The following is a 25,621-nucleotide window of genomic DNA, read 5'->3' as shown; positions in this document are numbered from 1 at the left end:
CCATTGTAGGGGCCGGACGTCGCCCGCGCACGCGCAGCCGCGTCACGCCTTGGGCGGCGGGCGCAGGTAGCGCTCGTCGGACCAGGTGGCCAGCCACTGCGGGGCAAACGCCACGAACACCGCCGCGAACAGCCCGGTCAGGAAGGCGTCGCCCCAGGCCATCAGCCAGCGCGCCACCAGCGCCTCGTGCACGGTGACGCCTTCCATCAGGTGGTGGATGCCCTCGTACAGCGCGCCGGAGGCGAACAGCGCCACCGCGGTGCCGAGGAAGCCGCGCCCCAGCGTGTAGATGAACACGTTGGGCGGCAGCCAGCGCCGCAGCGCCCAGCCGATCAGCAGCGCCAGCGTCGCCGGCACCAGCCCGACCCAGACCCACTGCGACAGCACCGCCTCCCAGCCCGCCTGCCCCAGCAGCCAGACCAGCAGCGCCACCAGCGCCAGCACCGGCACCGCCAGCGGCCAGCCCAGCATCAGCACCAGCAGGCTGGCCCCCGAGAACTGCACCGCCATGCCGCTGGGCAGCTTCTGCGGCAGCAGCCAGAACCACGGCAACAGCACCACCGCCGCCAGCGTCGGCGACAGCAGCGGTCCGCGCAACAGCCGCCACGGCCGCACGGCCAAGGCCGCAGCCAGCGCCAGCGCCGTCAGGGCAAGCTCCAGCACCATCACGCCCGCCATCGTACGCCGCCTGCGCCGCGGCCCGCTTGCGTTGCGTCAAGGCAGCGGGGCGTGCGCCGGTCAGCGCCCCGGCAGTCCGGGCAGGCCTGGCAGCCCCTTCAGCCCGCCCAGGCGCTTCATCATCTTCATCAGGCCGCCGCCCTTCATCTTTTTCATCATCGCCTGCATCTGCTCGAACTCCTTGAGCAGGCGGTTGACCTCCTGCACGTGCACGCCGGCGCCGGCGGCGATGCGGCGCTTGCGGCTGGCCTTGATGATCTCGGGGTGGCGCCGCTCCTCGGGCGTCATCGCGCAGATGATGCCCTCCTTGCGGCGGATGTCGCGCTCGGCGCGGTCGAGATCGGCCTCGCCCGCCTTGGCCGCCAGTTGCGTCGGCAGCTTGTCCAGGAGGCTCGAGAGCCCCCCCATCTTCCTCATCTGGCGGATCTGCTCGAGGAAGTCCTCCAGATCGAAGCCGCCGCTCTTGACCTTGGCGGCGAGCTTCTGCGCCTGCTGCAGGTCGACGCCGGCGGTGACCTGCTCCACCAGCGCGACGATGTCGCCCATGCCGAGGATGCGCCCGGCGTGGCGCTCGGCATCGAACAGCTCCAACCCGTCGAGCTTTTCGCTGACGCCGGCGAACTTGATCGGCGCGCCGGTGACGGCGCGCACCGACAGCGCCGCCCCGCCGCGCGAGTCGCCGTCGAGCTTGGTCAGCACGATGCCGGTCAGCGGCAGCGCCTCCTTGAACGCGCGCGCCGTGTTGACCGCGTCCTGCCCCTGCATCGCGTCGACGACGAACAGCGTCTCGACCGGCTTGAGCTCGGCATGCAGGGCACGGATCTCCTGCATCATCGCCTCGTCGATCGCCAGGCGCCCCGCCGTGTCGACGATCAGCACGTCGAAGTAGTGCTTGCGCGCATGGTCCAGCGCCGCGCGCGCGATGTCCAGCGGCTTCTGCTCCGGCGAGCTGGGAAACCACTCCGCCCCGGCCTGCTTCGTCACCGTGCGCAACTGCTCGATCGCCGCCGGACGGTAGACGTCGCCGCTGACGGTGAGCACCTTCTTCTTGCGCCGCTCGATCAGCCACTTGGCCAGCTTGGCGGTGGTGGTCGTCTTGCCCGCGCCCTGCAGGCCGGCCATCAGGATCACCGCCGGCGGCTGGGTGGCCAGATTGACGTCGGCCACGCCCTCGCCCATCGTGGCGGCCAGCTCCCGGTGGATGATGCCGACCAGCGCCTGACCCGGCGTGAGCGAGCCCACCACCTCCTGCCCCAGCGCCTTGTCCTTGACGCGGGCGATGAAGTCGCGCACCACCGGCAGCGCCACGTCGGCCTCCAGCAGCGCCAGGCGCACCTCGCGCAGCATGTCCTGCACGTTGGCCTCGGTGATGCGGGCCTGGCCGCGGATCTGCTTGACCAGGCGCGACAGTTTCTCGGTGAGCGCGGATGCCATGGCGGGCCTTCGTTACACTAGGCGGATGATTGTATCGGCGAGCCCCTGGTGGACGGTGGTGCCGGCGTTGGGCGCGGCGGCCGGCTACGCGGCGCTGGCGCTGGGCGCGGCGCGGCTGGGCCGCGCGGCCGTCACGGGGCTGGTGTGGGCGACGCTGGCGCTGCACGCGCTGGCGCTGGCGGCCACCTTCGGCTCGGTGCCGGTGCGCTTCGGCTTCGCGCCGACGCTTTCGGTGACGGCGTGGCTGGTGCTGGCCGTCTACGCGGTGGAAACGCAGCTCTACCCCCAGCTGGGCACGCGCTGGACGCTGGCCGGCCTGGGCGCGGCGGCGGTGCTGCTGGCGCTGCTGTTTCCCGGCACGGCCTACCCGTCGCTGGCCTCCCCGTGGCTGCCGCTGCACTGGGCGCTGGGCTTTGCCTCGTACGGGCTGCTCGGCGCGGCGGTGGCGCACGGCTGGATGATGCAGCGCACCGAAGCGGCCATCCGCGCCGGCGGCATGCAGCCCACCGCGCTGCCGCTGCTGGCACTGGAGCGGCTCACGTTCCGCTTCGTGGCGGCGGCGTTCGCGCTGCTGACGCTGACGCTGATCGCCGGCTGGACGTTCGCGACCCTGCTGGCACCGACGGCGCGCTGGATCACGCACAAGACCGTCTTCACCGCGTTGTCGTGGGCGGTGCTGGCGGTGCTGCTGTGGGGCCGCTGGCGCTGGGGCTGGCGCGGCCGCCTGGCGGTACGCATGCTCTACGCGGCCGGCGCCCTGCTGCTGCTGGGCTACGTGGGGTCGCACTTCGTGCTCGAGGTCATCCTGCGCCGCGCCATGTGAGGAGCACCCCCGATGCAACCGCTGCTGAAATGGCTGCTCGTGCTGGCGGTGGTGGTGCTGGGCTGGCTGTGGTGGCGCCAGCAGCGCGTGCCGCGGCAACGGCCGCCCACCGCCCCCCCGACCGGCCCTGCGGCCCCGCAGCCGATGGTGCGCTGCCGCCACTGCGGGCTGCACCTGCCGGCCGGCGACGCCGTGCGCGGTCGCTTGGGGCCGTATTGCAGCGATGAACACCGGCGACTGGCGGAAGGCTGAGACGGCGGCGCGCTACCGTCCCTCGTGGCCGATCGGCACCCCCGCCGCCACGGCGGAAGCCGAGACCGCCACGGCGCGGCGCCTGTGGCGTCCGCTGATGACGGCGCGCCTGGCGGTGGCGCTGGCGCTGCTGGGGCTGGAGGGGCTGGGCTGGCTGGCCGGCCAGACCCCGTCGTGGGTCGTCGCGCTGTGCGTCGGCTTTGCCGCGCTGGCCGGCCTGGGGCTGTCGCTGCCACCGCCGGCGGCCGGCGCCGCGGCCGGCTCGGCCCGCTGGCTGGTCACGGTCTGGGCCGACCTGCTGGTCTTCGGGTTGCTGGAGGCGTTCGCGCCCGGCGGGCTCAACTTCACGCCGCTGTTCGTCTGGCCGGTGCTGCTGGCGGCGGTGCTGGGCCCGCGCCTGCTGGCGCTGGGCACGGCCTCGGCCGCCACCCTGATGCTGCTGGCGCGCGCCTGGCAGCTGGAGCCGGCCGCCGGCAACGCGGCCTGGCTGCAGGCCGCCGTCACCGGCACCGGGCTGCTGGTGGTGGCGCTGCTGGCCAGCCACCTGACCGCCCGCCTGGCCGGCGAGGCCGCCGCTGCGCGCCGCAGCCGCGCGCAGGCGCAGCTGCAGGCCGAGGTCAACCGCCTGATCGCCAACGCCCTGGGCGAAGGCATCGTCGTGGCCGGCGCGGATGCGCGCCCGCGCTACGTCAACCCGGCCGCCGCCCGCATGCTCGGCGTGGACGACACCAGCGGCAGCCCCGACGAACTGGCCGAGCGGGTGGCCCACAGCGTGGCGTGGCGGCCGCTGGCGCAATGGCTGCGGCCGGCTGGCGCGCCCGCGGCACCCGCCGTGCGCGACCTGGCGCTGCCGCGTCCGGACGGCTGCGCGCAGCGCGTGCGCGCCCAGCTGCAGACGGCCCGCGGCCCGGACGACACCCGCACCCACATCCTGCTGCTGCAGGACCTGCACGCGCTGGAGCAGCGCGTGCACACCGAAAAGCTGGCCGCGATGGGACGCGTCTCCGCCGCCGTCGCCCACGAGATCCGCAACCCGCTGGCCGCCATCGCGCAGGCCAGCGCGCTGCTGCAGGAGGACGACCCCTCGCCCGCGCAGCGGCGGCTGCTGACCCTGATCGAGCAGAACGTGCGCCGCCTCAACCGCACCATCGACGACGTGCTGGAGGCGGCGCGCAACCCGCTGCCGGACGGCGGGCGCGAGGGCGGCCACGCCACGCTGGCGCTGGACGCCACCGTCGACGCCCTGCTGGAGGAATGGCTGCAGCAGCGCCCCCAGGGAGCGCGCCTGCAGCGCCAGCGCGGCGCGGCCGACACGCGCGTGACCTTCGATGCCGAACACCTGCGCCGCGTGCTGACCAACCTGCTGGACAACGCCGACCGGCATGCCAGCGGCGCGCCCGGGGCGATCCGCGTCGAGACCGCGCGCCAGGGCGAGCGCGCCACGCTGGTGGTCTGGAGCGACAGCGCGCCGATCGAGCCGCCGCTGCGCGAGCACCTGTTCGAGCCGTTCGCCAGCTCGCACAGCCGCTCCAGCGGCCTCGGGCTCTACCTCTCGCGCGAGCTGTGCCGGCGCTATGATGCCGACCTGACCCACGAGGCCGCGCACCGGCACGGACGAGCCGGCAACGCCTTCGTGGTCAGCCTGCCGGCAAGTTGACCGGCCCTCCCTGCCGCCCCCGAACCCCATGTCCGGCCCGAGCCTGCTGATCGTCGAGGACGAACCCGACCTGCGCCAGCTCTACGCGCTGGCGCTGGCCAAGGTGGGCCAGGAGGTCGACGAGGCGGGCGACCTGGCCGGCGCGCGCCAGCGGCTGGCCGAGCGCCGCTACGGCGTCGTCGTCACCGACATGCGCCTGCCCGACGGCAGCGGCCTGGATCTGCTGCGCGAGCTGGCGCAGGGCGGCCGCCCGGAGCGCGCCATCGTCATCACCGCCTACGGCTCGGCCGACAACGCGGTACAGGCGCTCAAGGCCGGCGCCTTCGACTACCTCACCAAGCCGGTCTCGCCGGCGCGCCTGCGCCAGGCCATCCAGGCCGCGCTGCAGGCGCACGCCCCGCCTGCGGCGGGCCCCGCTCCGTCCTCGCCGCCGCCGGCCGCTGCCGCGCCGGCCCTGCAGCGGCTGATCGGCGACAGCGCGGCGATGCGCGCCGTGCGCGCCACCCTGCAGCGCGTGGCGCGCACCATGGCCCCGGTGCTCATCAGCGGCGAATCCGGCACCGGCAAGGAACTGATCGCGCGCGCCCTGCACGCCTGCAGCCACCGCGCCGAGGGCCCGTTCGTCGCCGTCAACTGCGGCGCCATCCCGCCCGAGCTGCTCGAAAGCGAGCTGTTCGGACACAAGCGCGGCGCCTTCACCGGCGCCAGCGGCGACCGCCCCGGCCTGTTCCAGGCCGCCCACGGCGGCACCCTCTTCCTCGACGAAGTGGCCGACCTGCCGCTGCCGATGCAGGTCAAGCTGCTGCGCGTGCTGCAGGAGCGCGCCGTGCGCCCGGTCGGCGCCGTCGCCGAGGAACCGGTGGACGTGCGCATCGTCAGCGCCACGCACAAGGATCTGGCGCGGCTCGTGCAGGACGGCCGCTTCCGCCATGACCTGTACTACCGGCTCAACGTGATCCCGATCCACGCGCCGGCGCTGCGCGAACATCCCGAGGACCTGCCCGCCATCGCCGACGCCATCCTGGCGCGGCTGGCGCAGCGCGACGGCCTGCCGGCCGCGCCACGCCTGACCGACGCCGCACTGCAGCGCCTGCGCCAGCATCCGTTTCCGGGCAACGTGCGCGAGCTGGAGAACCTGCTGGAGCGCGCGCTGGCGCTGCACCCCGGCCCGGTGCTGGACGCCGACGCCATCGAGCTGCCGGCATCTCCGCTGGCGCTGCCGCAAGGCACCGCGGCGGACGTCACGACGGCCGACGACGAGGCGCCGCTGCCCCGCGCGCAGCTGCAGGCCCTGCTGGAGCGCAACCGCTGGAACCAGTCGCGCACCGCGCGCGAGCTGGGCTGGACCCTGGCCAAGCTGCGCTACTGGATGCAGCGGCTGGGCCTGGCGTGAGCGCCCCGAGGGCAGCCCCGCGGGCCTGATCCAGCCAGGCGTGGGGTTCAGCCGCTCGAAGCGAGAGATCGTGGGGAGGCAGCTCGAACGGTCTGCCGGTATAACATGGCCATGAACACCACTGCCCGCCGCAAGCTGCCCATCGGCATCCAGACCTTCGCCAAGATCCGGCGCGAGGGGCATTACTACGTCGACAAGACGCCGCTCATCGCACGTCTGGCCGAGCAGGGCGGCGCCTACTTCCTCTCGCGCCCGCGCCGCTTCGGCAAGAGCCTGCTGCTGGACACGATCGCCTGTGCCTTCGAAGGCAAGCGGCAGCTGTTCGACGCCCACGACGGCGCCGATGGCACGGCGCCGCGCGAGCGGCTGTTCCTGGCCGACCACTGGGACTGGGCCAAGCCCCATCCGGTCATCCGCATCAGCTTTGCCGAGGGTCGGCTGGCCGAAGCCGCCAAGCTCGAAGCCCACATCCACCATCAGCTCGACACCAACGCCGCCCGGCTCGGCGTGAGCCTGCCGCCCGTCGGCGAAGACCCGCACATCCGCTTCACCGAGCTCATCACCCGCGCCGCCCAAGCCCACGGACAGCAGGCCGTGGTGCTGGTCGACGAATACGACAAGCCCATCCTGGACAACCTCGAAGCGCCTGAGATCGCCCGCGCCATGCGCGAGGGCCTGCGCAACCTCTACAGCGTCATCAAGGGCAGAGACGCCGACCTGCGCTTCGTGCTGCTGACCGGCGTGTCCAAGTTCAGCAAGGTCTCGATCTTCTCCGGTCTGAACAATCTTTACGACCTGACGCTCGACCCCGAGTACGGGACGGTGTGTGGCTACACCGACGAAGACATCGACACGGTGTTTGCGCCGGAGCTCGAGGCCGCCGCAGCCGAGGGCCAGCCGCTGGACCGCGAGGAGATCCGGCGCTGGTACAACGGCTATCGCTGGGGCCCAGTGAGCGTCTACAACCCGTTCGACGTCCTGCTGCTGCTGCGCAGCCGCCAGTTCCGCGCGCACTGGTTCGAGACCGGCACGCCGACGTTTCTGGTGCACTGGCTGCGCGGCAAGGGGTTCTTCACCCCGCAGCTGGAGCGGCTCTACGCCAGCGAGCAGCTGCTCTCAGCCTTTGACGTGGAGCGCATCGAGCCCGAGGCGCTGCTGTGGCAGACCGGGTATCTGACCATCGACGGCCAGCAGCGCAAGGGCGCAGCCACCGTCTACACGCTGCGCGTGCCCAACCTCGAGGTGCGCAGCGCCCTCAACGAGGCGCTGCTGCTGGGGGGGTGGCTGCCGGGCGGCACGCCGCTGTCCCAGCTGACGATGCGGCTGTACGACCTGCTCACCGAAGGCGATGCCGAGGGTCTGCGCGCGCACTTCGAGCGCCTCTACGCCAGCATCCCGCACGACTGGGTGCGCGCCAACCCCATCGCCCGGTACGAGGGCTACTACGCCAGCGTGTTCTACAGCCATCTGGCCAGCCTCGGCCTGGACATCGTGCCGGAGGAGGTCTCCAACCCGGGCCAGTGCGACCTCGTCATCCGCCACGCCGGCCGCGCCTGGGTGATCGAGTTCAAGGTCATCGATGGTGATACCCCTGCCGGCGAGGCCATGCGGCAGCTCAAGGCTCGCGACTACGCGGCCAAATATCGCGGCGCGCCGGGCATCACGGAAGTGATCGAGCTTGGCGTCGAGTTCAGCCGCGCCAAGCGGCAAATCGTGGGGTGGGAGGTGGCATGCGGCTGAGCGAGACGGAGCGCGCCGTCATCCGCGACACCGTGCGCGAGCTCTTCGGCCCGCAGGCGCGGGTGCGGCTGTTCGGCTCGCGCACCGACGATGCGGCGCGCGGCGGCGACATCGACCTGCTGATCGAATGCCCCGAAGCGCTGCCGGACCGCGCCGCGCGCACCCACCGGCTGGTCGCCCGCCTGCAGATGCGCCTGGGCGACCAACGCATCGACACCCTCGTGGTTGACCCTGCCACCCCCGTCACCCCCATCGTGAGGGTGGCCCAGCATACCGGCATCGCCGTATGAGGTCCGCGCCTGGCCCCATCCCCCCCGCGCGGAGCGGCTGGGCGTGCTGGACTCGGCGGAGGCATGGATCGCGGCGCGCAACCTGCGCAACCGGCTCGTTCATGAGTACCAGACCGACGCCGAGACCTTTGCGCAGGATCTGCGGCTGGCCCAGGAGGCCGCCCGGTTGCTTCTGCACACCTACGCCCGCCTTCGCGAGGACGCGCACCGGCGCCTGGGCGTGCCGGCGGACCGGCTGCCGCCGGCGCTGGACGTCAAGATTTGACGTCAAACTTTGACGCGATTTCGCCTGATCGGCCCCCAGACGTCGCACCCGCACCACGCCGGTCAGAGAGAACATGGCCACGACACATCCGCTGGCACGGAGGGTGCTACCATCCGCTTGACCCCATCGACGACGGGGCCAATCGTTCCATCACTGGAGGTAAACCATGAAACGTATCCAACAGGGCTTCACGCTCATCGAACTGATGATCGTCGTGGCAATCATCGGCATTCTGGCGGCGGTGGCATTGCCAGCGTACCAAGACTACACCAATCGAGCAAAAGCTTCCGAAGTGGTTCTGGCGGCGAGCGCTGCGAGGACTTGTGTATCGGAACGCGCTCAGGCAGCGCAGAGCCCTGCCGCTTGCGGAAATACTACTAACACTGCATCAACCAAATACGCCAACGCCCCAGTAGTATCTGATGCTGGCGTCATTACTGTTGACGGAACCGGTGATATGCAAGGCCTCACCGTCACGCTAACGCCATATATCTCAGACAGCAATGCAGCGACGGCAAGTGATTTCACAAGCGGGTTTACCATTTTTAAATGGACGTGCACCGGCTCCGCGTCGGCGCCTGCCAAGGCTTCTTGGCTGCCTGGAAGCTGCGCTCCCGATGCAGCCGCCAGTGGCAGCTAATCCTTAAATCACCAAAAATCACTTAAGCCCTTCCTGTGGAAGGGCTTTTTCATAATTAACGGATTAGCTCATTCATAAGAATTAATGGCACCATCCTGCAATGCGCGAGGTGGCCCGGACCATTCAAATCAATTACACGCCCACCCCAGCGGAAGCACATACAGGTTAGCAGATATTCACCAATCAGCATCCCATGAACACTGCGGCACTCTGGGCTGCGTTGCTTTTGAGCCCAAACCTTGCATACATTGCCGTTACCGATGAACGTGCTGACGCTCTGATCCGAACCTTACCAGCCTCGCTTCTATTGCTTGTCGCGCTATTCGCATGGACTCGCCGCCCGGCATGGATTTTAATATTATTGAGCCCACTCTATCTTCTACTACCTTTCGAAATTTTCTATATCCTTCAATTCGGACATCCATCATCACCACACATTTTTGCGGTAGTAAGCGAATCCAGCCCCACTGAAGCCGCCGAATTTCTGGGGCTAACCACGTTATTCATCTGCTCATCTATCGGCTTAACCTTATTTTTTATAACTCTGAAACTGGCACTACAATCATCACCTATCCCGCCCTATCGCTATTTACAATGGATAGCAATTATAAGTCTGGCACCCACTCTCCAATACACCTGGATGGAATGGCAATGGCGTCAACTACAGCAGCCACTCGACCCACAGCTCACAAACACCCAATCCGAATCATTAGAGACCAAAAGGCCAGAGTCATATCTAAGTGCAACCTTGAGTGACAGCTATCCGCTGGGGGTCATTTTCCGCGTTAGCGATTATTTTTCAGAACTTACTCTTTTGCGGGAAGCCGCCACGCATATCAAGCAATGGGATTTCCAACCAAGGCGAACGGTTGAGATAGATGCACAAGAAATTTACGTCCTTGTAATAGGGGAGTCCTCCAACCCACGACACTGGGGCATCAATGGCTATTACCGCGACACAACCCCAAAGCTTGGGGCGACCCCAAATCTAATAAGTTTCCGTGACGTGATCTCGCCTTTTTCAGCTACTCGCCTCGCCGTCCCCGTTATTCTGACCGGCAAACAGAACCCCAACGCTCAACGCGCCCACGCAGGGCAGGCATCTATCGTGACACTTTTCAAACAGGCGGGATTTAAAACATACTGGATCTCAAACCAAGCGCCGCTCGGCTTGCATGACTCCATCATCGCCGTTCATGCCTATGAAGCCAATACCACAATCTACACTAACGGCACCGATTACAAAAAACAGGGCAGCTATGACGATGCCATCATACCACCCTTAGATCGCTTTCTCCAGGAGCCTGATCAACGCAAATTTTTTGTAATCCATCTGCTCGGAAGTCATAAAGCCTACGCCAATCGCTATCCAGAATCATTTGACCAGTTCCTGCCTTCTCAAAAGCAAAGCCCTTTCGATGAGCGGCCGGACACCGTCACCAACACTTACGACAACACGATTTTATATACCGACCACATCCTCTCTGAACTTATAAACAAACTCACAGATCGTCCGGATACTCATAGCGCTCTCATATACATCTCGGATCACGGAGAGAACATACCACGGGGTACATGCACCATCACAGGTCACGGCTATACCCATGAAGACGACTTTCGCGTCAGTGCAGTTGCATGGTTTTCCGATGCATACAAAGACGCCTATCCAGAAATCATAGGACATATGAAAAGTCGATCAGACACTCCCTTGATTTCGGCCGGTGTTTTTCACACCTTGGCGGACATTGCACACATCTTACACCCAGCGCATGATAGTACGTCGAGCTGGGCCTCTGCGGGTTTCACTCAACGCCCACGCTGGACCTCGGCGACACCCGATTTTGATCGAGCCACAAGAATCGAGCCATGCAAAAAACTCAAGACACCTTAATATCAGTAATTAGCTTCTGTTTTCTGATCTCTGGTACTTGTGCGCTGATTTACCAGATCGCTTGGCAGCGTATTTTGTTCGCATCATTCGGCGCAGATTTGGAATCGATGACGGTCATCATCGCCGCATTTATGCTCGGTCTCGGAGGCGGCGCACTTGCTGGGGGATGGCTTGCCGACCGTTACCCATCTCACACTCTGGCATTCTTCGCGCTCACAGAGGGGGGCGTGGGGGCGTTCGGATGCATCAGTCCAGATCTTCTGCGCTGGGCCGGGGATATGACGATCCACGCCCCGCTATCCATCATCGCCTCCGTTAACTTTGCTCTTGTTTTATTCCCGACACTTCTGATGGGGGCCACACTGCCGATCTTGGTTGCCGATCTCGCTCGACGCTGGACAAACATAGGCAAGGCAACCGGCACACTTTATGCGAGCAATACCCTCGGCGCCACTTTCGGAGCATTACTCCTCGGCTACATCCTTTTCGAATGGGTTACACTGGACGCCGCCATTTACCTCGCTGCCATAGGCAATCTTTCTGTGGCCGCCGGCGTATTTGCCCTTCTTTTTAAATACACAAAACGTGACGCCATAGAGTCATGAAGACGGCTACACCAGCTTGGGTTGTATCGGCGTTGGTTGGCTTTGCCAGCCTCGGCCAAGAAATACTTTGGATTCGAATCGTTGGATTCGCTAATGGAAACTCACCACAGACTTTCTCGCTTGTTTTGAGTCTTTTTCTTTTCGGCATCGCACTGGGATCGCTTGCTGGGAAGCGTGCCTGCGACAACCAACCACCAGACGCCATTCAAACTTTCGGGGCACGCAGCCTTTTCCTCTCCGGCGTCGTTGACCTATCAGCGGCGTGGCTTATTATCCTTGCTGCGGGCAATTTTTTGCTGATACCCATCATGGCCTGCATCATTATCGCCACTGCAGCCAGCAAAGCCGCTCTTTTCCCTGTTGTTCACCACTTAGGCGGAACTTTAGGCGCTGCTGATACCGGCCGCTCCATTGCTTGGATTTATTTCGCAAACATCATTGGCGCAACCGCGGCACCATTGTTCATCGGATTTTGGTGGCTTGATCGAATGACAAGCCAGTCGATTATGCTGGCCCTTGGGGCTATTACGGCTGCCACGGGCGGCCTCCTCGCGCCCAAACTGTCGAGGCGCGTCGCACTGAGCGCAACTGGCATAGGCGGGGTGATTGCCGTGATACTGACGGCGCCCCATACGGCACTATACACTGCCCTTACCAATCCCACAGCCGAACAATCGGTTGGATTTCTGCTTGAAAATCGACACGGCGTTATCCACACGCTGACTCAACCCGCCGCCGATGAAACGGTCTATGGCGGCAATGTTTACGACGGAAAAATCAATATCGATCTCATCAATAACAGCAACAGGATTGATCGAGTATATCTTTTGGCAGCCTTGCACCCGGAGCCGCGCAGGATATTGGTTATTGGTTTATCCGGGGGCTCTTGGACGCGCGTACTTTCATCGCTTCCAAGCGTCGAGCGTATTGATGCCATAGAACTCAATCCTGGTTATATCTATCTAATCAGCCAACGCCCGACGGTTGAACCCATTTTGCGCGATGATCGAGTGCGCATTCATATCGACGACGGACGTAGGTGGTTGCGCCGGAATCCGACCGAGCGCTACGATCTTATTGTCATGAACACCACGTTCCACTGGCGCGCTCTAGCAACCAATTTATTATCGCGAGAATTTCTTGATTTGGCCCGCACTCATCTAGAGACTAACGGTATTCTTGCTTTCAATGCCACGGGGTCGCCTGATGCACTAAAAACTGCTGCAACCGTTTTCCCATTCGCTTTCCGCTGGAAAGATAGCACGTTTATCTACGCTGCAAATTACGATTTCACGAGCATAGATCACCTAGCGGCACGGCAACGGATCAAAAAAGTAGTCAAGAATCTATACATGAGCGACAAATATGATGAAAAAAGACTATCAGAGACCATCGACGGCTTGCTATCCAAACCTTGGATTAGCGTTGAAGAAGAGGAAAAGCTCGTAGGAAGAGCGCTCGAAACGATCACAGATCAGAACATGATTACCGAATATCGATATGGACGGTCAGCACGGCGTTAGGCGACCAACCCCTCACGTCCCCTGACTAATCTTAATCGTCGGAAACTTGCTCGAATAATCCTTGGCCTTGGCAGCCACGGTAATGGCCACCTGCCGCGCCACGGCCTTGTACAGCGCGGCGATATCGCCATCCGGGTCGGCCACCACCGTCGGACGGCCAGTGTCGGCCTGTTCGCGGATGCTGCGGTTCAGCGGCAGCGCGCCCAGGTAGGCCACCTCCAGCTCGGCCGCCATGCGCTTGCCGCCGTCGGCGCCAAAGATGTGTTCCGCATGGCCGCAGTTCGGGCAGACGTGCACGGCCATGTTCTCCACGATGCCCAGGATCGGCACGCCGACCTTCTGGAACATCGTCACGCCCTTCCTCGCATCGAGCAGCGCGATGTCCTGCGGCGTGGTCACGATCACCGCACCGGTGATCGGCACGCGCTGCGCCAGCGTCAGCTGGATGTCGCCGGTGCCGGGCGGCATGTCCACCACCAGGTAGTCCAGGTCCTTCCAGTTCGTCTGGCGCAGCAGCTGCTCCAGCGCCTGCGTGGCCATCGGGCCGCGCCAGATCATGGCCTCGTGCTTGTCGACGAGGAAGCCGATCGACATCACCTGCACGCCGTAGTTGACGAGCGGCTCCATGGTCTGACCGTCCAGGCTCTCCGGGCGGCCCTCGATGCCCATCATCATCGGCTGGCTGGGGCCGTAGATGTCGGCGTCCAGCAGGCCGACGCGCGCCCCCTCGGCCGCCAGCGCCAGCGCCAGGTTGACGGCGGTGGTGCTCTTGCCGACGCCGCCCTTGCCGGAGGCCACGGCGACGATGTTGCGCACCTGCGGCAGCAGCGCCACGCCGCGCTGCACGGCGTGGGCGATGATGCGCGTGACGATCTGCACCGACACGTTGCCCACGCCCGGCACGCGCCGCGCCGCGGCCACCAGCGCCTGGCGCAGCGCGGCGTGCTGGCTGCGCGCCGGGTAGCCGAGCTCGACCTCGAAGCTGACGTCGCCGCCGTCGATCTGCAGGTTCTTGATCGCCTTGGTGGTGACGAAGTCCTTGCCGGTGTTGGGGTCGGCCACGGTCTGCAGCGCCTGCAGCAGGGCCTGGGTGTCGATGCTCATCGTCGCCTCGCTCCTCGCGTGTCGTGGGGGGGTTCGCGCAGGCGCACAGTCTAGCGCCAGGCGCCGCCCGCGCCGCTGGCGCCCGCGGCAGAGCCCTCAGTACAATCCCGGGCTTGCCCCTCGTGCGCCAAGTCGCCCAGCCATGTCCAAGCGCCGTCTGTTCGTCACCACCGCCCTGCCCTACGCCAACGGCCACTTCCACATCGGCCACATCATGGAGTACATCCAGGCCGACGTGTGGGTGCGCACGCAGCGGCTGCTGGGGCACGAGGTGCACTTCGTCGGCGCCGACGACGCGCACGGCGCGCCGATCATGATCGCGGCGGAGAAGGCCGGCAAGACGCCGCAGCAGTTCGTCGCCGACATCGCCGCCGGCCGCGCCGCCTACCTGGACGGCTTTCACATCCGCTTCGACAACTGGCACAGCACCGACGCGCCGGAAAACCACGAGCTGGCGCAGGCCATCTACCGGGCGCTCAAGGCCGCCGGGCTGATCGAGGTGCGCACGATCGAGCAGTTCTACGACCCGGTCAAGGGCATGTTCCTGCCCGACCGCTACATCAAGGGCCAGTGCCCGCGCTGCGGCGCGCCGGACCAGTACGGCGACTCGTGCGAGGCCTGCGGCGCCGTCTACACCCCCACGGAGCTGAGGAACCCGTACTCGGCGCTGTCCGGCGCCACGCCCGAGCTGCGCCAGTCGGAGCACTTCTTCTTCCGGCTTTCCGACCCGCGCTGCGTGCAGTTCCTGGAGGAGTGGACCTCCGCCCCCGGCCGCCTGCAGCCGGAGGTGGTCAACAAGATCCGCGAGTGGTTCGCCAAGGACGAGGACGGCCGCGGGGGCCTGGGCGACTGGGACATCAGCCGCGACGCGCCGTACTTCGGCATCGAGATCCCGGACGCGCCGGGCAAGTACTTCTACGTCTGGCTGGACGCGCCGATCGGGTATCTGGCCAGCCTCAAGAACCACTTCGACAAGGGCCAGGCGGCCCATCACTGGCACGCGCCTTCGCGCACGACGCAGACGTTCGAGGAATTCGTCGCCGACCCGGCGGTCGAGCAGATCCACTTCATCGGCAAGGACATCACCTACTTCCACACGCTGTTCTGGCCGGCGATGCTGCATTTTTCCGGTCGCAAGACGCCGACGCACGTGTTCGTGCACGGCTTCATCACCGTCAGCGGCGAGAAGATGAGCAAGAGCCGCGGCACCGGCATCGACCCGCTGCGCTACCTGCGCCTGGGGCTCAACCCGGAGTGGCTGCGCTACTACCTGGCGGCCAAGCTCAACCCGCGCGTGGAGGACGTGGACTTCAACCCCGAGGACTTCGTCGCCCGCGTCAACAGCGACCTGATCGGCAAGTACGTCAACATCGCCTCGCGCGCGGCGGGCTTCATCACCAGGCGCTTCGAGGGGCGGCTGGGCGCCGTCTCGCCCGACGGCGAGGCGCTGCTGGACGCGCTGCAGACCGCGCTGCCGGCGGTGGCCGAGCTGTGGGCCGAGCGCGAATACGGCAAGGCGGTGCGCGAGGTGATGGCGCTCGCGGACCGCGTCAACGCCTACGTGGACCAGAACAAGCCGTGGGAGCTGGCCAAGCAGCCGGAACTCGCCGCCCGGCTGCACGACGTCTGCACCACCTGCGTGGAGGCGTTCCGCATCCTCACCGCGATGCTCAAACCCGTGCTGCCCGCCACCGCCGAGCGGGTGGAGGCCTTCCTGCGCTGCGCGCCGCTGGACTTCGCCAACGCCGCGCAGCCGCTGGGGGCCGGGCACGCGATCGCACCGTACGAGCACCTGATGCAGCGCGTCGACCCGAAGCTGCTGGAGGCACTCTTCGAGCCGCCCGCGCCGGCCGCGGCCACCCCGGCCGCCGAAGGCGCGCCGCAGCCGGGCGGCGAGGCCATCGCGCCGACGATCACGATCGACGACTTTGCCAAGGTGGACCTGCGCATCGCGCGCATCGTGGCCTGCGAGCGGGTGGAGGGCTCCACCAAGCTGCTGCGGCTGACGCTGGACGTCGGCGAGGGCCGCACGCGCAACGTCTTCTCCGGCATCGCCTCGGCCTATGCGCCGGAGCGGCTCATCGGCAAGCTGACGGTGCTGGTGGCCAACCTCGCCCCGCGCAAGATGAAGTTCGGCGTCAGCGAAGGCATGGTGCTGGCCGCCAGCCACGCCGACGGCCAGGCGCACCCGGGGGTGTTCATCCTGGAGCCGCACGCCGGCGCCGAGCCGGGCATGCGGGTGCGGTGATGCGAGCCGCCGGCCTGAGTGCGCGCAGGCGCTTCATCACGCGCCAGCGCCACTGCGGGCCGCCGTCCGTGCCTACCTCCGCTCGTCCCGCGTTCCCGCATCGTTTCCGTGGAGGTTCGGCATGGCCCGTCTGGCATTGCATCCCTTTCGTCCCCGTCTGCTCGATGACCTGCGCGCCTACGACCGGGCGCGCCTGATGCGCGACCTCGGCGCCGGCGTCACCGTCGGCGTCGTGGCGCTGCCGCTGGCGATGGCGTTCGCGATCGCCAGCGGCCTGCAACCCACCGCCGGCCTGTGGACCGCCATCGTCGCCGGCTTCCTGATCGCGGTACTGGGCGGCACGTCGGTGCAGATCGGCGGGCCGGCCGGCGCCTTCATCGTCATCGTCTACGGCATCGTCGAGCGCCACGGCGTCGGCGGGTTGCTGGTGTCGACCTTCTGCGCCGGGCTGCTGCTGTTCGCGATGGGCTGGCTGCGGCTGGGCACGCTGGTGCGCTTCGTGCCGGTCAGCGTGGTCATCGGCTTCACCAACGGGATTGCGGTGCTGATCGCGCTGTCGCAGCTGCGCGACGCGCTGGGGCTGCAGGTGACCAAGATGCCGGCGGACTTCTTCGGCATCCTGCACACGGTGGGCGGGGCGCTCACCACCGTCAACCCGTACGCGGTGGCGCTGGCGGGGCTGTGCGTGGTTGGACTCTTGGTGTGGCCGCGCCTGTGGGCGGTGGATTCGGCGTTCCGCCAGCGGCTGGCCGGGCTGCAGGGCGTCAGCGCGCTGCAGGCCACCTCGCGCCTGCCGGCGCCGGTGGTGGCGCTGGTGACGCTGTCGCTGCTGGCCTGGGCGCTGGAGTGGCCGGTGGAGACCATCGGCACCCGCTTCGGCGGCATCCCGCAGGGGCTGCCGGCGCTGGTGTGGCCGGACGTGTCGTGGCAGACGGTGCGCCAGCTGGTGATCCCGACGCTGACCCTCGCGGCACTGGGCGCCATCGAGTCGCTGCTGTGCGCGCGCGTGGCCGACCAGCTGCACGGCGGGCGCAAGCACGACCCCAACCAGGAGCTGATGGCGCAGGGCATCGCCAACGCGGTGGTGCCGTTCATCGGCGGCATGCCGGCCACCGGCACCATCGCCCGCACGGTCACCAACATCCGCAGCGGCGCCACCAGCGGCGTCGCGGGTGCGGTGCACGCGCTGGCGCTGGCGGCCATCGTGCTGCTGGCCGCGCCGCTGGCGCGCCACGTGCCGCTGGCGGTGCTGGCCGGCATCCTGCTGTTCGTCGCATGGAACATGGGCGAGTGGCGCGAGTTCGCGCGCCTGCGCCAGTTCAGCATGCACTACCGCCTGATGCTGCTGAGCACGTTTGCGGTGACGGTGATCTTCGACCTGACGGTGGCGGTGGAGCTGGGGCTGGTGCTGGCGGTGGTGCTGTTCGTGCGGCGCCAGAGCAGCCTGTTTCGCGTCACGCTGGACCGCGTGGAGCCCGCACGCATCGAGGCGCACCTGTACGGCTCGCTGTTCTTCGGCGCGGTGACCAAGCTCGATGCGCTCAACGACGCGGTGGACCGCGCCGAGCCGGGCGTGGCGGTGCGGCTCGACGCCGGCGACCTGCAGCTGCTGGACACCACCGGGCTGGACGCGCTGGAGAGCCTGCTGGAGGCGATCGAGCGCCGCGGCGGCACGCTCGCCATCGACGGGCTGCACGAGCAGCCGCGCTCGCTGATGGAGCGCGCGGGCTTCCTGCCGCGGCTGGCCGGCTGGACGGCGTGGGAGCGCGGCAGCAGCGCGGCGCCGGCCGATGGCGGCCTACAATGAGGGCCGCGCCATTGGTCAACCGGATACCGCGATCCGCCATGAACTTCCTCGGCCTGCCCGACTACGTCTCCGACACGACGCAGTTTCTCGAACAGCTCAAGCGCGCCAAGCCGCAGCTGGAGGCCGAGCAGCGCGCCGGCCGCGCGCTGCTGTGGGACCGCCCGCAGGACCGTGACTTCCTGCGCCAGGCCCAGGCCGCGCGCGTGCCGCAGAAGCCCTACGTCTACCAGACCGAGCCGACGCTGACGTGAGCGCGGCTGGCGCCGCCCCCGAGCTGCCGCCGGCCGCGCACGCCGAGGCGAGCACCCCGGCCACCGTCGATCAGGTGGCGATCGCGCGCCTGTACGGCGAGCCGCTGTTTGCGCTGCCGCAGGATCTCTACATCCCGCCGGACGCGCTGGAGGTGTTCCTCGAGGCGTTCGAGGGGCCGCTGGATCTGCTGCTGTACCTGATCCGGCGCCAGAATTTCAACATCCTGGACATCCCGCTGGCGGAGGTGACGCGCCAGTACCTGGGTTACGTGGAGCAGATCCGCGCGCGCAACCTGGAGCTGGCCGCCGAATACCTGCTGATGGCGGCGATGCTGATCGAGATCAAGTCGCGCCTGCTGCTGCCGCCGGCGCCGCGCGCCGAAGGCGAACCGGAGCCGGAGGATCCGCGCGCCGAGCTGGTGCGCCGGCTGCTGGAGTACGAACGCATCAAGCTGGCGGCGCAGGCGCTGGATGCGCTGCCGCAGCACGGGCGCGACTTCTGGCGCGCGCACGTGCGCATCGAGCAGTCGCTTGCGCCCCGCTGGCCCGACGTGGATCCCGAGGAGCTGCGCGCCGCCTGGCGCGACATCCTGCGCCGTGCCCGTCTGGTGCAGCGGCACACCATCCAGCGCGAGGCGCTGTCGGTGCGCGAGACGATGAGCCAGCTGCTGCGCACGCTGCAGGGGCGGCGCTTCGCGGAGTTCGCCGAGCTGTTCGAGCCGGCGCGCGGCGTGGCGCACGCGGTGGTGACCTTCATCGCGCTGCTGGAGCTGGGCAAGGAGGGGCTGGTGGAAGTGACGCAGGCCGAGCCGTACGCCCCGCTGTACGTGCGGTTGACCTACCAGCCGGTCTGAAACGGGCCGCCGCGCTGCTAGGATGCGTTCTACGTCCCCGTCCGACCCATGAGCAACGCCTCCCCTCCTCCGCCGCGCGTCTACGACGCGCTCATCATCGGCAGCGGGCTGGCCGGCCTGGCCACCGCGCTGCTGCTGCCGTCGCACTGGCGCGTGGCCGTCGTCACCAAGCGCGGCATCGCCGACGGCTCCAGCGCCTGGGCGCAGGGCGGCATCGCCGCCGTGCTGGGCGAGGACGACAGCTTCGATGCCCACGTGCAGGACACGCTGATCGCCGGCGCCGGCCTGTGCGACCCGCAGGCCACGCGCTTCGTCGTCGAGCACGCACCGCAGGCGATCGCCTGGCTGCGCGCGCTGGGCACCCCCTTCACGCAGGAAGGCGCGGCGCTGCACCTGACGCGTGAAGGCGGCCACAGCCACCGCCGCATCGTGCACGCGGCCGACGCCACCGGCGCGGCGGTGCAGGCCACGCTGATCGAGCGCGTGCGCGCGGCCGACAACATCGACGTCTTCGAGACGCACGTGCTGGTGGACCTGCTGCTGAGCGACCGCCACGCCACCGCACCGCAGACGCCGCGGCGGGTGCTGGGGGCCTACGTGCTCGACGAGGCGCGCGACGAGGTGGAGGTGTTCGTCGCGCCGCACACGGTGCTGGCCACCGGCGGCGCGGGCAAGGTCTACCTCTACACCTCCAACCCCGACACCGCCACCGGCGACGGCATCGCCGCGGCCTGGCGCGCCGGCTGCCGGGTGGCCAACATGGAATTCATCCAGTTCCACCCGACCTGCCTGTACCACCCCAAGGCCAAGAGCTTCCTGATCAGCGAGGCGGTGCGCGGCGAAGGCGGCATCCTGAAGCTGCCGCCGCACCTGGGCAGCCGCCGCTTCATGCCCGATCACGACCCGCGCGCGGAACTGGCCCCGCGCGACATCGTCGCGCGCGCGATCGACTTCGAGATGAAGAAGCACGGCATCCCGTGCGTGTACCTGGACATCTCGCACCAGCCGCCGGCCTTCCTGCACGAGCACTTCCCCAACATCCTGAAGCGCTGCGCGGAGCTCGGCATCGACATCACGCGCGAGCCGATCCCCGTGGTGCCGGCGGCGCACTACACCTGCGGCGGCGTGGTCACCGACCTGCGCGCGCGCACCGACCTGCCCGGCCTGTACTGCGTCGGCGAGGCCAGCTACACCGGCCTGCACGGCGCCAACCGGCTGGCCAGCAACTCGCTGCTGGAGTGCCTGGTGTTCGCGCGCGCCGCCGCCGAGGACATGGCGGCGCACCCGGCGCCGCCGCCGGTCACCGTGCGCCCTTGGGACGACAGCCGCGTCAGCGACGCCGACGAGCAGGTCGTCATCAGCCACAACTGGGACGAGCTGCGCCGCTTCATGTGGGACTACGTCGGCATCGTGCGCACCGACAAGCGGCTGGAGCGCGCAGCCAACCGCATCGAGCTGCTGCGCCACGAGATCCACGAGTTCTACGCCAGCTTCCACGTCACGCGCGACCTGCTGGAGCTGCGCAACCTGGTGCAGGTGGCCGACCTGATCGTGCGCAGCGCGCGCAGCCGGCAGGAAAGCCGCGGCCTGCACTACAGCCGCGACCATCCGCACACGCTGCCGCTGGCGCGCCCCACCGTGCTGACGCCGCCGCGCCGATGAGCCCTGCGCGCACGCCGTGGGCCGCCTACGCCGCGCTGGCCGCCAGCATGACCATGGTCGGCGCCTACGTGGCGCTGTCCAAGCCGCTGGCGGCGGCGATGCCGGTGTTCCTGCTGGCCTGGCTGCGCTACCTGATCGGGGCGGCGGCCATGCCGCACTGGCTGCGCCGGGCGCCGCACGAGCCGCCGCTGGACCGCGCGACGCTGGCGCTGCTGTTCTGGCAGGCGCTGCTGGGCAACTTCCTGTTCACGATCTGCATGCTGACCGGCCTGCGGCTGACCACCGCCAGCGCGGCCGGTGTCATCATGGCCGCCATCCCGGCGATGGTGGCGCTGCAGTCGTGGCTGTTCCTGCGCGAGCGGCTCGACGGCCGCGCGCTGGCGGCCATCGCGCTGGCGGCCGCGGGTATCGCGCTGTTTTCGCTGGACAAGGCCGCACCGGCGCCGGCCGCGGCCAGCGGTGCCTGGCTCGGCGTGCCGCTGGCGCTGTGGGGCAACCTGCTGGTGCTGGCGGCGGTGGCGTGCGAGGCGGCCTACGTCGTCATCGGCAAGCGCCTGACCGGGCGGCTGGGCCCGCGGCGCATCGCGGCGCTGATCAACCTGTGGGGCCTGGCGCTGATGACGCCGCTGGGCCTGTGGGCGGCGCGCGGCTACGACTGGAGCCGCCTCGACGCGCCGCTGTGGGCGCTGCTCGTCTTCTACGGCCTGGCGGCCAGCGTCTGGACGGTGTGGCTGTGGATGAGCGGGCTGCGCCACGTGCCGGCCGCGCGCGCCGGCGTCTTCACGGTGATGCTGCCGGTCAGCGCCGCGGCGGTGGGCGTGCTGTTCATGGGCGAGCGGCTGACCTCCGCGCAGTGGGCGGCGTTCGCGCTGGCGCTGGCGGGACTGGTGGTGGCCACGTGGCCGGCCACGCTCACGCGCACCACAGACCGCTCGGCTGCGTGATGCCCATCCACAGCGCCCAGCCGGAGGTGGCCACCAGCGCCAGCCCCGCCAGCCGGATCCCCCAGCCACCGCTGCGCGCCTGCGCCAGCTTGAGCAGCAGCCACGGCCCGGTGGCCAGCGTCACCGTCGTGCCCAGCGCGAAGGCCGCCATGATCAGCGCGCCGTGCCACCACGACGCCGACAGCGACGCCACCAGCAGCGCCGAATAGAGCAGCCCGCACGGCATCAGTGCCCAGCCCAGCCCGAGCACCACCGGCGCGCGCGGCCCCAGGCGCGCCAGGACCGGCCGCGCGCGGCGCCACACCGCCTGCGCCCAGCCGTCCAGGAAGGCCGGCTGGCGCGCCTGCACCACCAGCAGCGCCCCGAGCAGCAGCGCCGCCACGTGCAGCATCGTCCACAGCGGCCGCAGCGCCGCCGTCTGCTGGCCGAGCCAGCCCATGCCCTGCACCGTGCCGCCGGCCAGCGCGCCCAGCAGCGCGTAGCCGGCCACGCGGCTGGCCTGCCACGTCCACAGGGCGCGCTGCTGGCGCGGCGCGGCGGCGCGCGCGATGCCGGCGCAGGCCGCACCGCACATGGCCACGCAGTGCGGGCCGCCCACCAGGCCCATCACCAGCGCCGACAGGGTCATCGAGGCAAGCATGCCGCCATCCTAGCGCCGCCCGAGCGCCCCTGCGGCGCGCTCAGATGATCTTGGAGAACCGCGCGCGGTCCTGGTCGACCTGCAGGTAGCGGTCGAACACCATCGCGATGGCGCGCACGAGGTACCAGCCGGTCGGCGTGACCTCGAGGTGCGTGTCGTGCAGCCGCACCAGCCCGTGCTGCTGCAGCTCGCGCAGCTGCTCCAGCTCGCGCGCGAAGTACTGCCGGAAGTCCACCAGGTGCGCCAGCCCGATCGACTCGTAGTCCACCAGCCCCTGGCACATGATGGCCATGATGACGCTGCGGCGCAGCAGGTCGTCGCGCGTCAGCGCCAGCCCGCGCACGATCGGCAGCCGGCCCTGATCGAGCGCATCGACGTACTCCTCCAGCGTCTTGGCGTTCTGGCTGTAGGTGGCGCCGACGCGCCCGATGGCCGACACCCCCAGCGCGATCAGGTCGCAGTCCGGCTGCGTGCTGTAGCCCTGGAAGTTGCGGTGCAGCCGCCCCTGGCGCTTGGCCACCGCCAGCGCGTCGTCCGGCAGCGCGAAGTGGTCCATGCCGATGTAGTCGTAGCCGGCGGCGCTGAGCATGTCCAGCGCCAGCGCCAGCATCGCCAGCTTGTCGGCGGGGCTGGGCAGCTCGGCGGCGTGGATGCGCCGCTGCGGCTTGAAGCGCGCCGGCAGGTGCGCATAGGCGTACAGCGCGATGCGGTCCGGCCGCAGCTGCGCCACCTGCGCCAGCGTGCGCTGCAGCGACTCCGGCGTCTGTTGCGGCAGGCCGTAGATCAGGTCGACGTTGAGCGACTCGAAGCCCAGCTCGCGCGCCGCCTGCACCAGCGCGAACACCTGCTCGGCCGGCTGGATGCGGTGCACCGCGCGCTGCACGGTGGGGTCGAAGTCCTGCACGCCGAAGCTCAGGCGGTTGAAGCCCAGCCGCTGCAGGTGCGCCAGCCGCTCGGGCGTGACGGTGCGCGGGTCGATCTCGATCGAATACTCCCCGCCGGGCACGAGCTCGAAGTGGCGCTTCAGCAGCGCCATCAGGTCGGTCAGCTCGTCGTCCGACAGGAAGGTGGGCGTGCCGCCGCCCAGGTGCAGCTGGCTGACGCGGTGCCCGCGGCCCAGGTGACGCGTCTGCAGCTCCAGCTCGTGGCCGAGGTAGCGCAGGTATTCGGCGGCACGCTCGTGGTGGCGCGTGATGATCTTGTTGCACGCGCAGTAGTAGCACAGCGAGGCGCAGAACGGGATGTGCACGTACACCGACAGCGGCAGCGCCAGCGAGCCGGCGCGGCGCTGCTCGAGCGCCTGCACGTAGTCGCGCTCGCCGAAGGCTTCGACGAAGCGGTCCGCCGTCGGGTACGACGTGTAGCGCGGCCCGGGAATGTCGAACCGGCGCAGCAGGGCCTCATCGATGACATGCTTCACGGTGGCGCAGCTCCTTGGGGCTCGTACTGTGCCGCAGGGCCGTCGGCCCTCCCTTGACGTGAGTCAAACAAGCCCGGCCCGGCAGGCCACGCCGCGCGTGGGGGCAAACGCCGCCCGCGCCGACGGGCCGTTGCTATCATCCCGGCCACGGAAGGGAAGCGCCCACCCATGGACATGCACGCCATCAAAGTCGCCTGCTCGAGCTGCAACCTGCGCGAGCTGTGCATCCCCGTCGGCCTCAACGCCCAGGAGATGGCGCAGCTGGACGACCTGATCAGCACGCGGCGGCGCGTGCGCCGCGGCGGCACGCTGTTCGCGGCGGGCGATCCGTTCACGTCGCTGTACGCGGTGCGCTCGGGCTTCTTCAAGACGGTGGTCAACACCGCCGACGGGCGCGACCAGGTGACGGGCTTCCAGATGGCCGGCGAGATCCTGGGGCTGGACGGCATCGTGCAGGACCGGCACTCCTGCTCGGCGGTGGCGCTGGAGGACGCCGAGGTGTGCGTGCTGCCGTTCGACAAGCTGGAGGCGCTGTCGCGCGAGTTCAGCACGCTGCAGCACCACGTGCACCGCATCATGAGCCGTGAGATCGTGCGCGATCAGGGCGTGATGCTGCTGCTGGGCAGCATGCGCGCCGAGGAGCGGCTGGCGGCGTTCCTGCTCAACCTCGTGCAGCGGCTGCACGCGCGCGGCTTCTCGCGCTCGGAGATGATCCTGCGCATGACGCGCGAGGAGATCGGCAGCTACCTCGGCATGAAGCTGGAGACGGTCAGCCGCACCTTCTCGCGCTTCCAGGAGGAAGGCATCATCGAAGTCAGGCAGCGCTACGTGCGCATCCTCAAGCCCGAGGCCCTGCAGGCCATCGTCAACCAGGGCGAGCCGCTCTGAACGGCAGCGTCAGCCGCAACCCTGGCAGCCGCTGACGGGGGTGTTGCGCACGCAGTCGGCCGGGCGCTGGTCCGGCGGCACCGGGCAGCGGTTGATCTCCCACGGCGACTTCGACAGCAGCGTCGTCAGCGCGCTGGAGGCCATCGTCAACCCCCAGAAGACGAAGAACGCCAGCGTGTAGACGGCCTGCCGCGACCAGCCCAGCGTCTCGCCACCCCAGTGCAGCTCGTGCGGGTCGACGAAGGCGAACACCACCATCTCGAGGACGGCGGCCATCAGGAACGCCGGCCAGGCGATCCACAGGATGCGTTGCGTGCGGGTCATCGTGCGTCTCCTCTCGTGATCGTGCCGCGCCCCGACCCGCCGCTGCCGCCGTCATTCGCCCTTGGGCAGCGTGGGCGAGACGACGTGGTTGCGCGCCTGGGCTGCGGGCAGCAGCGCCTTTTCGGCCTGCAGCCGTTCCTCGGGCCCCAGACGGTCCGGCGGTTCGGCCACGCGCGCCGGCGCAGCCTCGCGCGGCAGCACCGTGTCGGCGTGGCGCACCGCGATCCAGACCGTGATCAGCGAGGCCACCACCACCACCAGCGGGCCGCCCACGACCAGCCACATGAT

25 protein-coding genes are annotated in these 25,621 nt (G+C 68.4%); 18 read left to right on the top strand and 7 right to left on the bottom strand.

The window, feature by feature from the left end; genetic code table 11:
• Positions 1-42: 42 nt before the first annotated feature.
• Positions 43-666, bottom strand: coding sequence for a hypothetical protein (locus tag Tsedi_RS08330; protein ID WP_143895606.1), 624 nt, complete (start codon positions 664-666; stop codon positions 43-45).
• A 72-nt stretch (positions 667-738) separates the two neighbouring features.
• Positions 739-2,112: a signal recognition particle protein gene (ffh, locus tag Tsedi_RS08325; RefSeq protein WP_143895557.1), complete on the bottom strand. Its 1,374-nt coding sequence runs from the start codon at positions 2,110-2,112 to the stop codon at positions 739-741.
• 25 nt (positions 2,113-2,137) lie between these two features.
• On the opposite strand from ffh, the gene Tsedi_RS08320 reads away from it, so the two are divergent.
• From Tsedi_RS08320 to Tsedi_RS08270, 11 genes are all read left to right on the top strand, one after another.
• On the top strand, positions 2,138-2,935 hold the full coding sequence (locus tag Tsedi_RS08320) for a cytochrome C assembly family protein (RefSeq protein WP_143895555.1): 798 nt from the start codon (positions 2,138-2,140) through the stop codon (positions 2,933-2,935).
• 12 nt (positions 2,936-2,947) lie between these two features.
• Entirely contained in the window at positions 2,948-3,187 is a 240-nt protein-coding gene (locus Tsedi_RS08315) for a PP0621 family protein (protein WP_246099230.1), read from the top strand.
• Entirely contained in the window at positions 3,159-4,844 is a 1,686-nt protein-coding gene (locus Tsedi_RS08310; RefSeq protein ID WP_143895553.1) for an ATP-binding protein, read from the top strand. The genes Tsedi_RS08315 and Tsedi_RS08310 overlap by 29 nt, the downstream gene beginning before the upstream one ends.
• 28 nt (positions 4,845-4,872) lie before the next feature.
• A complete protein-coding gene (locus Tsedi_RS08305; protein ID WP_143895551.1) occupies positions 4,873-6,237 on the top strand; it encodes a sigma-54-dependent transcriptional regulator in 1,365 nt (454 codons plus the stop codon).
• A gap of 111 nt (positions 6,238-6,348) precedes the next feature.
• Entirely contained in the window at positions 6,349-7,977 is a 1,629-nt protein-coding gene (locus Tsedi_RS08300) for an ATP-binding protein (protein WP_143895549.1), read from the top strand.
• Positions 7,968-8,267: a nucleotidyltransferase domain-containing protein gene (locus tag Tsedi_RS08295; protein WP_143895547.1), complete on the top strand. Its 300-nt coding sequence runs from the start codon at positions 7,968-7,970 to the stop codon at positions 8,265-8,267. The genes Tsedi_RS08300 and Tsedi_RS08295 overlap by 10 nt, the downstream gene beginning before the upstream one ends.
• Before the next feature lie 43 nt (positions 8,268-8,310).
• Positions 8,311-8,532 carry a hypothetical protein gene (locus tag Tsedi_RS08290; protein WP_143895545.1) on the top strand — a complete coding sequence of 74 codons (222 nt, stop codon included), beginning with the start codon at positions 8,311-8,313 and terminating at the stop codon, positions 8,530-8,532.
• Between the two features lie 166 nt (positions 8,533-8,698).
• Entirely contained in the window at positions 8,699-9,172 is a 474-nt protein-coding gene (locus tag Tsedi_RS12445) for a pilin (RefSeq protein WP_143895543.1), read from the top strand.
• Between the two features lie 193 nt (positions 9,173-9,365).
• On the top strand, positions 9,366-11,063 hold the full coding sequence (locus tag Tsedi_RS08280) for a phosphoethanolamine transferase (RefSeq protein ID WP_143895541.1): 1,698 nt from the start codon (positions 9,366-9,368) through the stop codon (positions 11,061-11,063).
• Positions 11,039-11,668 (top strand): fused MFS/spermidine synthase, encoded by a 630-nt coding sequence (locus Tsedi_RS08275; protein ID WP_143895539.1) that lies wholly within the window; start codon positions 11,039-11,041, stop codon positions 11,666-11,668. Before Tsedi_RS08280 ends, Tsedi_RS08275 begins: the two co-directional genes overlap by 25 nt.
• Entirely contained in the window at positions 11,665-13,191 is a 1,527-nt protein-coding gene (locus tag Tsedi_RS08270) for a fused MFS/spermidine synthase (protein WP_143895537.1), read from the top strand. The genes Tsedi_RS08275 and Tsedi_RS08270 overlap by 4 nt, the downstream gene beginning before the upstream one ends.
• A gap of 12 nt (positions 13,192-13,203) precedes the next feature.
• Here Tsedi_RS08270 and apbC read toward each other — a convergent pair whose 3' ends face one another.
• Complete coding sequence (gene apbC, locus Tsedi_RS08265) at positions 13,204-14,295, bottom strand: iron-sulfur cluster carrier protein ApbC (RefSeq protein ID WP_143895535.1); 1,092 nt, start codon at positions 14,293-14,295, stop codon at positions 13,204-13,206.
• Between the two features lie 142 nt (positions 14,296-14,437).
• Between apbC and metG the strand changes: the two genes are divergently transcribed.
• The 6 genes from metG to Tsedi_RS08235 all read left to right on the top strand — a co-directional run bounded on the left by metG (position 14,438) and on the right by Tsedi_RS08235 (position 22,061).
• Positions 14,438-16,543, top strand: coding sequence for a methionine--tRNA ligase (gene metG, locus Tsedi_RS08260; RefSeq protein ID WP_143895533.1), 2,106 nt, complete (start codon positions 14,438-14,440; stop codon positions 16,541-16,543).
• Positions 16,544-16,664: 121 nt separating this feature from the next.
• Positions 16,665-18,350 carry a SulP family inorganic anion transporter gene (locus Tsedi_RS08255; RefSeq protein WP_143895531.1) on the top strand — a complete coding sequence of 562 codons (1,686 nt, stop codon included), beginning with the start codon at positions 16,665-16,667 and terminating at the stop codon, positions 18,348-18,350.
• A 38-nt stretch (positions 18,351-18,388) separates the two neighbouring features.
• A complete protein-coding gene (locus tag Tsedi_RS08250; RefSeq protein WP_143895529.1) occupies positions 18,389-18,601 on the top strand; it encodes a DUF3460 family protein in 213 nt (70 codons plus the stop codon).
• Positions 18,598-19,455 carry a segregation and condensation protein A gene (locus Tsedi_RS08245; protein ID WP_143895527.1) on the top strand — a complete coding sequence of 286 codons (858 nt, stop codon included), beginning with the start codon at positions 18,598-18,600 and terminating at the stop codon, positions 19,453-19,455. The genes Tsedi_RS08250 and Tsedi_RS08245 overlap by 4 nt, the downstream gene beginning before the upstream one ends.
• A 48-nt stretch (positions 19,456-19,503) precedes the next feature.
• On the top strand, positions 19,504-21,117 hold the full coding sequence (gene nadB / locus Tsedi_RS08240) for an L-aspartate oxidase (protein ID WP_143895525.1): 1,614 nt from the start codon (positions 19,504-19,506) through the stop codon (positions 21,115-21,117).
• Complete coding sequence (locus Tsedi_RS08235) at positions 21,114-22,061, top strand: DMT family transporter (protein ID WP_143895523.1); 948 nt, start codon at positions 21,114-21,116, stop codon at positions 22,059-22,061. Before nadB ends, Tsedi_RS08235 begins: the two co-directional genes overlap by 4 nt.
• On the opposite strand, the gene Tsedi_RS08230 is transcribed toward Tsedi_RS08235, so the two are convergent.
• Positions 22,030-22,701, bottom strand: a complete 672-nt coding sequence (locus Tsedi_RS08230; protein ID WP_143895521.1) for a sulfite exporter TauE/SafE family protein — start codon at positions 22,699-22,701, stop codon at positions 22,030-22,032. The two genes, Tsedi_RS08235 and Tsedi_RS08230, sit on opposite strands and share 32 nt — an antisense overlap.
• A gap of 40 nt (positions 22,702-22,741) precedes the next feature.
• Positions 22,742-24,121: an oxygen-independent coproporphyrinogen III oxidase gene (gene hemN, locus Tsedi_RS08225; protein ID WP_143895519.1), complete on the bottom strand. Its 1,380-nt coding sequence runs from the start codon at positions 24,119-24,121 to the stop codon at positions 22,742-22,744.
• 168 nt (positions 24,122-24,289) lie between these two features.
• Here hemN and fnr point away from each other — a divergent pair, with 168 nt between their 5' ends.
• Positions 24,290-25,009: a fumarate/nitrate reduction transcriptional regulator Fnr gene (gene fnr / locus Tsedi_RS08220; RefSeq protein WP_143895517.1), complete on the top strand. Its 720-nt coding sequence runs from the start codon at positions 24,290-24,292 to the stop codon at positions 25,007-25,009.
• Positions 25,010-25,018: 9 nt separating this feature from the next.
• Here fnr and Tsedi_RS08215 read toward each other — a convergent pair whose 3' ends face one another.
• Positions 25,019-25,333: a hypothetical protein gene (locus Tsedi_RS08215; RefSeq protein WP_143895515.1), complete on the bottom strand. Its 315-nt coding sequence runs from the start codon at positions 25,331-25,333 to the stop codon at positions 25,019-25,021.
• A gap of 51 nt (positions 25,334-25,384) precedes the next feature.
• On the bottom strand, positions 25,385-25,618 hold the full coding sequence (locus Tsedi_RS08210) for a hypothetical protein (RefSeq protein WP_246099229.1): 234 nt from the start codon (positions 25,616-25,618) through the stop codon (positions 25,385-25,387).
• Between the last annotated feature and the right edge of the window lie 3 nt (positions 25,619-25,621).

Origin of the sequence: Tepidimonas sediminis, from assembly GCF_007556605.1 — a bacterium.
Taxonomy (GTDB): Bacteria; Pseudomonadota; Gammaproteobacteria; order Burkholderiales; family Burkholderiaceae_C; genus Tepidimonas; species Tepidimonas sediminis.
Note: the sequence above shows the minus strand (reverse complement) of the source record. Positions and strands in the feature narration are given on the sequence as shown.